This window comes from Streptomyces sp. NPDC058045, assembly GCF_042885635.1.
In the GTDB taxonomy this organism is placed as follows: domain Bacteria; phylum Actinomycetota; class Actinomycetes; order Streptomycetales; family Streptomycetaceae; genus Streptomyces.
Genome location: NZ_JBHVRR010000006.1, coordinates 114,202 through 126,434, shown reverse-complemented (window position 1 = coordinate 126,434; position 12,233 = coordinate 114,202). Strand labels below are relative to the sequence as shown.

Sequence of the window (12,233 nt, the reverse complement as noted above, 5' to 3'; positions counted from 1 at the left end):
TGCGGGGACTGCGGGATTCGTGGGAGGAGGTCACATGTCCATCCTGCCGCGCGGTCCGATGGTGGCCGGAATCACACTCCGGTCAGAGCCCGGCCAGCCAGCGTCCGCCGCCGAGGAGCGAGCAGACGGACACCGCGTGGAAGAGGAACAGCCAGAGCGCGGCCGGGACATGGGTGAGGCGGGAGAGCTGGTCGGCGTCGGAGTCCCCGGCGCCGCCGCGGCGCCGCTTCGACTGGAGCTCGAAGGGCGGCCGCACCCCGCCGATCAGCAGGAACCACACCACCGTATAAGCGAACGCGGCCTGCACCTGCGGCCCGGCCAGCCAGGACACCAGCAGGAAGGCGCCACCGGAGACGACCACGGTGAGCGCCCCGTAGGCGTTGCGGATCATGACGAGCATGGCGAGCAGCAGGGCGGTGGCGAGCCAGAGCAGGGCGGTGATGTGGCCGGCCGCGAGCAGGGCGGCGCCGCCGAGGCCGAGCAGCGAGGGCGCGGTGTACCCGGCGGCCGCGGTGAGGATCATGCCGAGCCCGGTGGGGCGGCCGCGGCTGACGGTGAGCCCCGAGGTGTCGGAGTGCAGCCGGATGCCGTCGAGGCGGCGGCCGGTGAGGAGCGCGATCAGTCCGTGGCCGCCCTCGTGCGCGATGGTGATGGCGTTACGGGCCACCAGCCAGATGCCGTGCGGCACCACCACGGCGAGCGCGAGGACGCCGGTGGCCACCACCACCCAGGTGTCGGGGGCGGGCTGGCCGCCGAATATCCGGTCCCAGAGCGAGGCCAGGGACTCCACGGCGAGGGGATGCGGCGGGGGTGCGAGGGCGGTGCCCATGTGGTGCAGGGGGTCCATGGCTTCTCGGACGGCTCCTCAGTCGGGTGTCGGCCGTGGCAGTGTGGCACTCATGTGCGGACGATATGCAGCCAGTCGCAGCCCGGAGGACCTCGCCGGGATCTTCGGCATCGAGCGGTGGGAGCCCGCCACGGCCGAGGAGTCCCTCGAACCGGACTGGAACGTGGCCCCCACCAAGGAGGTCTACGCGGTACTGGACCGTCCGGAGAAGGACGCCGCCGATCCCCGTCCGGTTCGCCAGCTCAGGAAACTGACCTGGGGCCTGGTGCCGTCCTGGGCGAAGACCCCGGAGGGCGGCGCACGGATGATCAACGCCCGCGCGGAGACGGTGCACGAGAAGCCCTCCTACCGGCGGGCGTTCGCGGCCCGCCGCTGCATCCTGCCCGCCGACGGCTACTACGAGTGGGTCACCGGTACCGAGGAGCGGGACCTGGAGGTGGAGGGCAAGCGGAAGCGGCCCCGCAAGCAGCCGTACTTCGTGACCCCGGCGGACGGTTCGGTCTTCGCGATGGCCGGGCTCTACGAGTTCTGGCGGGACCCGACGCTGCCCGGCGACCATCCGCGGGCCTGGTGGGTGACCTGCTCGGTGATCACCACCGAGGCGGAGACCGCGCCGCTCGCGGCGGCCCCGGCCGACGGCCCGGGGGCGCTGGCCGACATCCATCCGCGGATGCCGCTGATGCTGACCCCGGACCGCTGGGACGCCTGGCTCGATCCGGCCAGGACCGGGCCGGAGGAGCTGCGGGAACTGCTGGCGCCGCCGCCGGAGGGGCTGATGCGCGCCTACCCGGTGTCGACGGCCGTCAGCAATGTGCGCAACAACGGACCCGAACTGCTGAAGGAGTTGGCCGCCCCCGAGGTCGGCACCCTCTTCTGACCAGGCCTGACCGGTGCGGGGCCGGCCCATGACCGGGTTCGGCCCGTCGGGCAGCGATTAAAGTGGCGGTCATGACCGCACATGCCGCGCCTCCCGCCCTCTGGCCCGCCCCGTACGCGACCGGAGCCGTCGACGCGACGGTCCAGGTACCCGGGTCCAAGTCGGTCACCAACCGCGCGCTGGTGCTGGCCTCGCTGGCCGCCGAGCCGGGCTGGCTGCGCCGCCCGCTGCGCTCCCGGGACACCCTGCTGATGGCGGCGGCGCTGCGCGCCATGGGCGTCGGCATCGAGGAGACGGTGTCGTCGAGTTCGGCGGCCGCGGCCGGCGCCGCCGACTCCGGTGAGGCCTGGCGGGTCATCCCGGCGGGCCTGCACGGCCCGGCCACCGTCGACGTGGGCAACGCGGGCACCGTGATGCGCTTCCTGCCGCCGGTGGCGACGCTGGCCGACGGCCCGATCCGCTTCGACGGCGACCCGCGGTGCTACGAGCGGCCGCTGCACGGGGTGATCGGGGCGCTGCGGGCGCTGGGCGCGCGGATCGACGACGACGGCCGGGGCGCGCTGCCGATGACGGTGTTCGGCGGGGGTGCGCTGGACGGCGGGCCGGTGGAGATCGACGCCTCCTCGTCCTCCCAGTTCGTCTCCGCGCTGCTGCTGTCCGGGCCGCGGTTCAACCAGGGCGTCCAGGTGCGGCATGTGGGCTCCGCGGTGCCGTCGATGCCGCACATCCGGATGACGGTGGACATGTTGCGGCACGCGGGCGCGCAGGTGGACACCCCCGAGTCGGGCGGCGAGCCCGATGTGTGGCGGGTCACCCCGGGTGCGCTGCTGGGGCTGGACCTGACGGTGGAGCCGGATCTGTCGAACGCGCAGCCGTTCCTCGCCGCGGCGCTGGTGACCGGCGGCCGGGTGCTGATCCCGGACTGGCCCGCGCACACCACCCAGCCCGGCGACAGGCTGCGGGAGATCTTCACCGAGATGGGCGGCTCCTGCCGACTCACCGACCAGGGGCTGGAGTTCACCGGTTCCGGCCGGGTGCACGGCATCGACGCGGACCTGTCCGAGGTGGGCGAGCTGACCCCGGGCATCGCGGCGGTGGCGGCGCTCGCCGACTCCCCCTCCGTGCTGCGCGGCGTGGCCCATCTGCGGCTGCACGAGACGGACCGGCTGGCCGCCCTCACCCGGGAGATCAACGGCCTCGGCGGCGAGGTCGCGGAGACCGAGGACGGACTGCGCATCTCACCCCGCACCCTGCGCGGCGGCACCTTCCACACCTATGACGACCACCGGATGGCCACCGCGGGCGCCGTACTCGGCCTCGCCGTGAAGGACGTCGACATCGAGAACGTGGCGACGACCGCGAAGACCCTGCCCGACTTCCCCGCCCTGTGGACCGGGATGCTCGGGAACTGACGGGCGGATCGAGCCATGCGCCGCTACGGCAAGCACACCGACGAGGACGACGTCCGCGTCCGCCCCAACCGCAAGGGCAACCGGCCCCGTACCAGCATCAGGCCCAAGCATGAGGACGCCGCCGAGGGCATGGTGCTCACCGTGGACCGGGGCCGGCTGACCTGCCTGGTCGAGGACCGGGTGGTGATGGCGATGAAGGCGCGGGAGCTGGGCCGCAAGGCCGCCGTGGTGGGCGACCGGGTGGCGCTGGTCGGGGACCTCTCGGGCCACAAGGACACCTTGGCGCGGATCGTGCGGATCGCGGAGCGCGCCTCGGTGCTGCGCCGCACCGCGGACGACGACGACCCGTACGAGCGGGTGGTGGTGGCCAACGCCGACCAGTTGGCCATCGTGACCGCGCTCGCCGACCCTGAGCCCCGGCCCCGCCTCATCGACCGCTGCCTGGTCGCCGCCTACGACGGGGGTCTTGAACCGCTGCTGGTGCTGACCAAGTCCGATCTGGCGCCGCCGGACAAGCTGCTGGAGACCTACCGGACGCTGGGCGTGCCGTATGTGGTGACCTCGCGGGAGGAGCTGGCGGACGGCGCTGCCGCGGACCGGGTGCGGCGGCTGCTGGACGGACGGGTCACCGCCTTCGTCGGCCACTCGGGCGTCGGCAAGACCACCCTGGTCAACGCGCTGGTACCGGCCGGCCGGCGCCGCTCCACCGGCCATGTCAACGCGGTCACCGGCCGTGGCCGGCACACCACCACCTCGGCCCTGGCACTGCCGCTCGGCGGAAGCGGGGACGGGACCGGCGACGGCGGCGACTGGCGGGGCTGGGTGGTGGACACCCCGGGCGTACGGTCCTTCGGTCTCGCACATGTCGATCCGACCCGGGTCATCCACGCCTTCCCCGACCTGGAGCCCGGCACCGAGGGCTGCCCGCGGGCCTGCAGCCATGACGAACCGGACTGCGCGCTCGACGCCTGGGTGGCCGAGGGCCACGCGGAGCCGGCCCGGCTGTACTCGCTGCGGCGGCTGCTGGCCACCCGGGAGCGCCGCGAGGGCGACTGAGCCCGGCCCGGGTTTGCCCGGCCGCGGCACAGGTAAGGGCATAATCCGCGGGGCGGGATCGCACCGCCGAGAGCGGCACCCCCGCCGTCGGGCACGGGCGGGACGGCGCGAACCACGGTACGAGCGGAGGGCGTTGGCATGGCGTGGGTGCTGGTGCTGGTGGCCGGGCTGCTGGAGACCGGGTTCGCGGTCTGCCTGAAGCTGTCGCACGGTTTCACCCGGCTGTGGCCCACCGTCGCCTTCGCCTCGTTCGCCCTGGGCAGCTTCGGCCTGCTGACGCTCGCGCTGCGCCGCCTCGACGTGGGCCCGGCGTACGCGGTGTGGACGGGCATCGGGGCGGCGGGAACCGCGATCTACGGCATGGTCTTCCTCGGCGACCTGGTCTCCACCCTCAAGATCGTGTCCATCTCCCTGGTCATCATCGGCGTCGTCGGCCTCCAGCTCTCGGGCTCGGGCCACTAGGTCCTGTCCTTCTCAAGCCGGTTCCTCTCGCCACCAGGGCCGCCGGTCCCGCCGGGCCCGGTGGGACCAGCAGGCAGGAGAGCGCCAGCCGTACCGTGATCTCGCAGCGGTGGGACCAGGCGGCGCGGGTCCGGGGTGCGGTGTCCGGCGGGCAGGTCGCGGTGAGGGCCAAGTCCCTCATGGCGGTGGCGAGTTCGGCGGGCGTCGGCAGCGGTTGGTCAGCCCGGCGCTGGGCCGGGGCCACCGCGGCGGACGGCATCGCGGTCCGTACCGGGGCGGGGAGGCGGGGCGGCCAGAGGCCGGTCAGCAGGGCGCGGGCGAGGGGGCGCCGGGCGGCCGTCACCATCCACTCGGCGAGTGCGGCGAGGCGCTCCTCGGGTGGCCCCGGCCCGGCCAGCACCCGTTCCGCGCCGGCCAGGCAGGTGTCGGCCTCCCGCCGCAGCAGGGCCCGGCCCAGCCCCTCCTTGGAGCCGAACTCGTTGTAGAGGGTCTGCCGGGAGACCCCGGCGACGGCGGCCACGTCGACCATCCGGATCCGGGTCCAGGGTAGTCGGCCCAGCGCCCGCTCGGCCGCGTCCAGCAGGGACTCCCGCGCTGTGGGCATCCTCGCCTCCCCGGGCCGACCGGCCGCGCTCCCGGCCAGAGTTGACGCGCCCGGACCGCCTGTCAAGGGTCGCTGCGCGGACTGTGCTGGCCGCGGGCCGAGGGAGATCGATACTGTGCAGTCATGCCCGACTACCACGATGATCTCCGGCTCGCCCATGTCCTGGCGGACGCCGCGGACGCCGCCACCATGGACCGGTTCAAGGCACTCGATCTGAAGGTCGAGACCAAACCGGACATGACGCCGGTCACCGAGGCCGACAAGGCGGCCGAGGAGGTCATCCGGGGCCAGTTGGGGCGGGCCCGCCCCCGGGACGCCGTCCTCGGCGAGGAGTTCGGCGTGGCGGGCACCGGCCCCCGCCGCTGGGTGATCGACCCGATCGACGGCACCAAGAACTACGTACGGGGCGTGCCGGTCTGGGCCACGCTGATCTCGCTGATGGAGGCGGGCGAGACGGGCTTCGAACCGGTGGTGGGCGTGGTGTCGGCACCGGCGCTGGGCCGCCGCTGGTGGGCCGCGAAAGGCCACGGCGCGTACACCGGGCGCAGCCTCACCTCCGCCTCGCCGCTGCGGGTCTCGCGGGTGGCGCAGCTCTCCGACGCCTCCCTCGCCTACTCCAGCCTCACCGGCTGGGAGGACCGGGGCAGCCTGGACGGCTTCCTCGACCTGACCCGCGCCGTCTGGCGGACCCGCGGCTACGGCGACTTCTGGCCGTACATGATGGTGGCCGAGGGATCCGTGGATCTGTGCGCGGAGCCGGAGTTGTCGCTGTGGGACATGGCGGCCCCGTCGATCGTGGTGACCGAGGCCGGTGGCCACTTCACCGGTCTGGACGGCCGCCCGGGCCCGCACAGCGGCGACGCCGCCGCCTCCAACGGCCTGCTCCACGACGAGCTGCTGGGCTATCTCAACCAGCGGTACTGAGGCCCACCGGGGCAGCGGGGACACCACATGGACTTCGTCTAAGTCGAGCGGGCTTCCAATTCCACACCCGGTCGGGATCTGGTCTGGCTGCTGTTACGCTGGTCGTATGAGTGACCTCTTGGAGCGACTGCGCGGACGCGGCTGGCGTATGACCGCGCAGCGGCGCGTGGTGGCCGAGGTCCTCGACGGCGACCATGTCCATCTGACGGCCGACGAGGTGCACGCCCGCGCCGTGGGCAAGCTGCCCGAGATCTCCCGGGCCACGGTCTACAACACCCTGGGCGAGCTGGTGTCGCTGGGCGAGGTCCTGGAGGTCGCCACCGACCGCCGCGCCAAGCGCTACGACCCCAACGCCCACCGCCCGCACCACCACCTGGTGTGCGCGAACTGCGGCGCGATCCGCGATGTGCACCCGGCCGGCGACCCACTGGCCGACCTGCCGGACTCGGAGCGGTTCGGCTTCACGGTCTCCGGTGTCGAGGTCACCTACCGCGGCCTCTGCCCGAGCTGCACCCAGGCCTGAACTCCCCGCGCCCACCGGCCACTTACCGAATCCCGCCGTCCCCGGCGGCCGCGGTCTTCCGTCAACTGCCGTCACCCCGGCGGCACTTCACATCTGCACATACATCGGAGGCCCGGTCCTGAAAGATCAGGACCGGGCCTCCGGTTCAGTAGCGGGGACAGGATTTGAACCTGCGACCTCTGGGTTATGAGCCCAGCGAGCTACCGAGCTGCTCCACCCCGCGTCGGTGAACACCACCTTACGGGCCATCCCCCGAGCAGTGCAAATCCCTTTCGGAACGGCCACCGCCCGAGCGGTCCGAGCCCGCGCCCGGACCGCCCAACCGGCTTGCCTACGCCGTGAGTTCCTGCCGAACCGCGTCCCGCAGGCGGGCCGCGCGGCGGGTGACCTCGGGCGGACCCAGGTCCACCGCGCGGCCGCTCCAGCGCTGCGCCTCGGCCAGCTCGCCGCGGCGCGCGAAGAGCAGCGCCAGGCGCAGCGCGGCCCGGCCGTGACCGGCGTCCGCCGCCTTGCGCCACCAGACGGCGGCCTCCGGCTCGCCGCCCTCCCGGGCCAGCAGCAGGCCGAGGTTGAAGGCGCCACCGGGACTGCCGGCCTCCGCGGCCCTGCGGTACCAGTCGGCGGCCTCGACCACATCGCCGCGGGCCGCGGCCAACATGCCGACCCGCACCTGGGCCGGGCGGTGCCCCTGCCCGGCGGCCCGCTCGTACCACTCCTCGCACTCGCTCTTCTCGCCCGCCGGCTGGCCCAGCTCATGCGCGGGGGCGGGCGGGCGGCGCGCGTCCAGCAGCGTGGCCAGCCGGTACGCGGCCTCCGCGCTGCCGCCGCCCGCGGCGCACCGCAGATGGCGCTCGGCAGACGCCTCGTCGCCGGTCCGCAGCCGGGCCATGCCGACCTGGAGCGCGGCCTCGGCGTGCCCGGCCGCGGCGGCCCGCTCGTACCAGCCGAGCGCGGCCGGCTCCTCGTCCCGCCCGGCGTGCAGGATGCCCAGATTGAATGCGGCGTCCACACTGCCGGACTCGGCGGCCTTGGAGAACCACGGCTCGGCGCCCGCCGCGTCGCCGCCCTGGAGCAGCAGCACGGCCAGCGCGTTGGCCGCCTCGCGGTGCCCGGCGTAGGCGGCGCGGCGGTACCACTGCTCGGCCTGCGCGTTCCGCCCCTGCTCGGCGCAGAGCAGCCCGAGGTTGTACGCGCCGTTCTCGTCGCCCGCGTCCATGGCGGCCCGGTACCAGCGCTCCGCGGTCTGCTTCTCGCCGCGCTCGGCGTGCAGGGCACCGAGGGCGTTGGCCGCGTTGCCGTCGCCGCCCTTGGCCGCCTTCAGCCACCAGACGGCGGCGTTCTCCGCGTCGCCCTCGTCCCGCAGCAGGAAGCCGAGGGCGCAGGCGGCGCGGGCCTCGCCGTCCTTGGCCGCGTTGAGGTACCAGCGGCCGGCCTCCTTCAGCTCGCCGCGGTGTTCGAGCAGCGTGCCGAGGTGGAGGGCGGCGCTCCGGTGCCCGCGGGCCGCGGCCTGGCGGTACCACTGCTCGGCCTCCTCCGCGGCGGTCCGGGCCGCGGTGCCGGACTGCTGGCCGCCGTCCAGGGCGCGGGCCAGCCGGTACGCGGCCTCGCGGTGGCCGCGCTCGGCGGCGGACCGCATCCAGCGGCCGGCGTCCTCGTCGCCGCGGTGCTCCAGCAGGTCGGCGAGGGCGTAGGCGCCCAGCGCGTGGCCCTGCTCCGCGGCCTGCCGCAGCCAGTACTCGGCGGCCGGCTCGTCGCCGCGCTCGCGGTGGTGCCGGCCGAGGGCGTGGGCGGCGGCGGCGGAACCGGCGACGGCGGCGACCCGCCACCAGCCGGCCGCCTCGTCCGCGTAGCCCCGCTGGTGGAGCAGGACGCCGAGGTTGTTGGCGGCAGCGCGGTCGCCGGCCGCGGTGGCGGCACGGAGCTGAGGTTCGGCGCCGTCCAGGTCGCCGCGGCGCAGCAGCATCGCGCCGAGGACGCTCATCGCCTCGACGTCACCGGACTCCGCTGCCAGCCGTCGGCGCACCTCGTCCGGCGCCGGGCCGGGATCGTCCCGACCGGTCGGCTGTGCAAACCGCCCCGTCTCCAACAGAGTTGCCTTTTCCCCCATAACATCCATCGTCGCACCACCTGCACCCTGGGTACACCTGGAATACCGCAGCCCGTGAGGTCACTTCAGCGTTTTGTCGACATGCCCACAGAACGATAAGTGAAACACAGTCGGGGTAACTCCCCCTAGACGGCGCGGCCTTGAACCAGTGAGGAACGTGTGAACGAAGTGCCGTGATCCGCGGCCGAGTTGACGCTAACGGCCCGGGACAGCCGGAAGGCCCGGATCCTGTTTCCAGGATCCGGGCCTTCCGAACCGCAGTAGCGGGGACAGGATTTGAACCTGCGACCTCTGGGTTATGAGCCCAGCGAGCTACCGAGCTGCTCCACCCCGCGTCGTGTGACTCCAACCTACCACGACGCGGGGCGTGCCCTGCTCAGCTCTCTCTGCGGGCGGGCTGGGCGGCCGAACCGGCAGCCTGGTCACCGGACTTGTCGCCCGACCCGCCCCCCGTCTTCCCGCCGTCCTTACTACTGTCCTTGCTGCCGGACGCCCCCTTGTCCTGGGCGTCGGCCGCGCGCTGCAAGGCGTCCTGCAACTTCTTCTGCGCCTCGCCGTACGCCTTCCAGTCGCCCTTCTTCATCGCCGACTGCCCGTCCTCGAAGGCCTTTTGCGCGTCCTCCAGCGCCTTCTGCACGGTCGGGTTGCTCGACTTGGGCGGTGGCGGCTGGTCGCTCTGGCCGTCACCCGGCGGACTCGTCGCCTCATCCGCGCCGAACACCTTGGTCAGCGCCTGGTCCAGGGTGTCCTCGAAGGCGGTGGCGCCACCGTAGGTCACCAACACCTTCCGCAGCAGCGGGTACTTGAGCCCGCCGCCGCGCACATAGACCGGCTCCGCGTAGAGCAGCCCGCCGTCCAGCGGCACCGTCAGCAGGTTCCCGTACTCGACCTCCGAGTCGCCGCCGCGCAGGAGTCTGATCTGCTCGGCGATGTCCTGCTCGGAGTTGAACTTGCTCTGCACCTGTCTGGGGCCGTCCACGGTGATGCTGGACGGCATTTTCAGGATTCTGATCCTGCCGTACTCGGGGCTGTCCGCCTCCGCGTTCACCGCCATGAAGGCGCTGAGGTTGTCCCGCCCGGTGAAGGTGAAGGTGGTGGTGAGGGAGAAGTCCTGCTGCTTCTGGTCCGGCATCTTCATGCTCAGGTAGTAGGCCGGTACCGAATTGCCCGACTTATTCGTCGGGTCGTCCGGCACCTGCCACACCTCGCTGCCGCTGAGGAAGGTCTGCGCGTCCTTCACGTGGTAGCGGGTGAGCAGCTCGCGCTGGACCTTGAACAGGTCCTGCGGATAACGGAGATGGCTCAGCAGGGTGGGCGAGATCTCACTCTTCGACTTCACCGTGCCCGGGAAGGCCTTCATCCACGTCTTCAGCACCGGGTCCTTGGTGTCCCACTGGTACAGCTTCACCGTGCCGTCGTAGGCGTCCACGGTGGCCTTCACCGAATTGCGGATGTAGTTGACCCGGTTCTGCTGGGCGACCACCGCGCGCTGGTTGTTCTGCGCGGTCAGCGAGTCGGCCGTGGTGTCACCGAGCGTCGTGCGCGAGGCGTAGGGATAGCCGTTGGTGGTGGTGTAGGCGTCCACGATCCACTGGATGCGGCCGTCGACCACCGCCGGGTAGGCGTCGCCGTCGATGGTCAGCCAGGGCGCCACCGCCTCCACCCGGTCCTTCGGGGTGCGGTTGTAGAGGATCTTCGAGTCCTTGCCGATGGCCCCCGAGTAGAGGATCTGCGGCTCCCCGAAGGCCACCGCGTACGCGGCCCGGTTGATCGGCCCGGACAGATCGACGCCGCCCTTGCCCCGGTACTGGTACGACTTCTCGTTGCCCGCGTCGTCGGTGTAGTCGATCTCCTTCTGCGGACCGCCGACGATCGAGTAGTGGGTGGTCTTCTCGCCGTAGTACACCCGCTGTTCGTACTCACCGAGCTGGCCGCGGGACGGCAGGTCGGACTCGGTGAACTCGGGGCGGCCCTGGGCGTCGGCGCTGGTGCCCTTCGCCGCGACCACGCCGTAGCCGTGGGTGTAGCGGAAGTGGTCGTTGATCCAGTTGTTCTTGGGCACACCGTCGAGGTTCAGCTCGCGGAGGCCGACGACGGTGTCCTGCTCCTTGCCGTCCTTGTCCTTGTACCGGTCCACGTCCAGATTGGACGGGAAGCCGTAGTAGTCCTTCATCTGCTGGCGCTGCTGGAACGTCGGGGAGACGATGTTCGGGTCGAGCAGCCGGATGCTGGACGCGGAGTCGGCGTCGTCGCGCAGCTTGGACTTGTCCTTGGTCTCGCTCTGGCCCGGGTACTTCTTGACCTCGGTGCCGCCGATCCCGTAGGCGGCCCGCGTCGCCTCCAGGTTCTTCTCGACGTACGGGGCCTCCTTGGCCTGCTCGTTGGGCTGGACCTGGAACTTCTGCACGATCGCCGGGTACAGGCCGCCGATGAGGATCGCGGAGAGCACCATCAGGCCCAGGCCGATCACCGGCAACTGCCAGGTGCGGCGCCACAGCGTGGCGAAGAAGAGCAGGGCGCAGATCACCGCGATGCAGAAGAGGATGGTCTTCGCCGGGAGGTAGGCGTTGGCGTCGACATAGCGCAGACCGGTCCAGTTCCCCGTGGCCTTGAAGTCGCTGGACTTCACCGCCAGGCCGTACCGGTCGAGCCAGTACGCCACCGCCTTGAGGGCGACGAACAGGCCGAGCAGCACCGAGAGATGGCCGGTGGCCGCCGCGGTGGCGCGCGCGCCGGGGCTGGTCACCCGCAGCCCGCCGTACAGGTAGTGGGTGACGGCGGCGGCGATCACGGAGAGCACCATCGCGGCGAAGCCGAAGCCGAGCAGGAAGCGGTACCACGGCAGGTCGAACGCGTAGAAGGAGACGTCCAGATGGAACTGCGGGTCCTTCTGCCCGAAGGGCACACCGTTGATCCACATCAGCCAGGTACGCCACTGGCCGGCCGCGGAGGCCCCGGCGATCAGCCCGACCAGCGCGGTGATCCCCAGCAGCAGCCACTTCTTGTAGGGCGCGATGCCCATGCGGTACCGGTCGAGGTTCTGCTGCTCTATCGACATCGCGCTGAGCGGTGGCCGCAGCTTGTGCGCCAGCCAGATGTTGACCCCGACGGCGAGCGCCATCAGCAGCCCGAAGACGAAGAACAGCCCGATCTTCGTCCACAGAGTGGTGGTGAAGACGGACGAGTAGTGCACGGACCGGTACCAGAGCCAGTCCGTCCAGAACCCGGAGAACATGACGAAGGCCATGGCCAGGACGGCGAGCACGCCCAGGGTCATGAGCAGGGTCCGGGCACGCCTGGACGGGCGGCCCACTCTGATCCGTGGCCCCGTCGGGCCTCCGCCGCGGTCCGGCATCTGGAAAGCCAAGGTGCGCACCTCGAAGTTCGCGTAGCTGTGGCTGGTCGGAGGGCCAGGCGTTCG

10 protein-coding genes and 2 tRNA genes are annotated in these 12,233 nt (G+C 72.1%); 6 read left to right on the top strand and 6 right to left on the bottom strand.

The genetic code is table 11. The features are described 5' to 3' along the window. Positions 1-82: 82 nt before the first annotated feature. Positions 83-829: a M50 family metallopeptidase gene (locus tag ACFVST_RS06235; protein ID WP_390147456.1), complete on the bottom strand. Its 747-nt coding sequence runs from the start codon at positions 827-829 to the stop codon at positions 83-85. Positions 830-899: 70 nt separating this feature from the next. On the opposite strand from ACFVST_RS06235, the gene ACFVST_RS06230 reads away from it, so the two are divergent. From ACFVST_RS06230 to ACFVST_RS06215, 4 genes are all read left to right on the top strand, one after another. Continuing rightward, positions 900-1,724 carry an SOS response-associated peptidase gene (locus ACFVST_RS06230; protein ID WP_390147371.1) on the top strand — a complete coding sequence of 275 codons (825 nt, stop codon included), beginning with the start codon at positions 900-902 and terminating at the stop codon, positions 1,722-1,724. A 71-nt stretch (positions 1,725-1,795) separates the two neighbouring features. Continuing rightward, positions 1,796-3,136: a 3-phosphoshikimate 1-carboxyvinyltransferase gene (gene aroA / locus ACFVST_RS06225; protein WP_390147370.1), complete on the top strand. Its 1,341-nt coding sequence runs from the start codon at positions 1,796-1,798 to the stop codon at positions 3,134-3,136. A 15-nt stretch (positions 3,137-3,151) separates the two neighbouring features. Beyond that, the gene (rsgA, locus tag ACFVST_RS06220) at positions 3,152-4,192 is read left to right on the top strand and encodes a ribosome small subunit-dependent GTPase A (protein ID WP_390147368.1); all 1,041 of its coding nucleotides are present in this window, start codon (positions 3,152-3,154) and stop codon (positions 4,190-4,192) included. A 138-nt stretch (positions 4,193-4,330) separates the two neighbouring features. Continuing rightward, positions 4,331-4,654, top strand: a complete 324-nt coding sequence (locus ACFVST_RS06215) for a DMT family transporter (RefSeq protein WP_390147366.1) — start codon at positions 4,331-4,333, stop codon at positions 4,652-4,654. On the opposite strand, the gene ACFVST_RS06210 is transcribed toward ACFVST_RS06215, so the two are convergent. Next, positions 4,611-5,258 (bottom strand): TetR/AcrR family transcriptional regulator, encoded by a 648-nt coding sequence (locus ACFVST_RS06210; RefSeq protein ID WP_390147364.1) that lies wholly within the window; start codon positions 5,256-5,258, stop codon positions 4,611-4,613. The genes ACFVST_RS06215 and ACFVST_RS06210 overlap by 44 nt on opposite strands. A gap of 123 nt (positions 5,259-5,381) precedes the next feature. Here ACFVST_RS06210 and hisN point away from each other — a divergent pair, with 123 nt between their 5' ends. Together hisN and ACFVST_RS06200 are read left to right on the top strand one after the other, a co-directional pair. Beyond that, positions 5,382-6,182, top strand: a complete 801-nt coding sequence (hisN, locus tag ACFVST_RS06205) for a histidinol-phosphatase (protein ID WP_390147363.1) — start codon at positions 5,382-5,384, stop codon at positions 6,180-6,182. A 106-nt stretch (positions 6,183-6,288) separates the two neighbouring features. Then, entirely contained in the window at positions 6,289-6,705 is a 417-nt protein-coding gene (locus ACFVST_RS06200; RefSeq protein WP_390147361.1) for a Fur family transcriptional regulator, read from the top strand. A gap of 149 nt (positions 6,706-6,854) precedes the next feature. Here ACFVST_RS06200 and ACFVST_RS06195 read toward each other — a convergent pair. From ACFVST_RS06195 to ACFVST_RS06180, 4 genes are all read right to left on the bottom strand, one after another. Continuing rightward, positions 6,855-6,928: transfer RNA gene (locus ACFVST_RS06195), tRNA-Met, on the bottom strand. A gap of 108 nt (positions 6,929-7,036) precedes the next feature. Continuing rightward, a complete protein-coding gene (locus ACFVST_RS06190; RefSeq protein WP_390147359.1) occupies positions 7,037-8,821 on the bottom strand; it encodes a sel1 repeat family protein in 1,785 nt (594 codons plus the stop codon). A 252-nt stretch (positions 8,822-9,073) separates the two neighbouring features. After that, positions 9,074-9,147 (bottom strand) — tRNA-Met (locus tag ACFVST_RS06185). Positions 9,148-9,188: 41 nt separating this feature from the next. Then, entirely contained in the window at positions 9,189-12,167 is a 2,979-nt protein-coding gene (locus ACFVST_RS06180; RefSeq protein ID WP_390147454.1) for a UPF0182 family protein, read from the bottom strand. Positions 12,168-12,233: the final 66 nt, after the last annotated feature.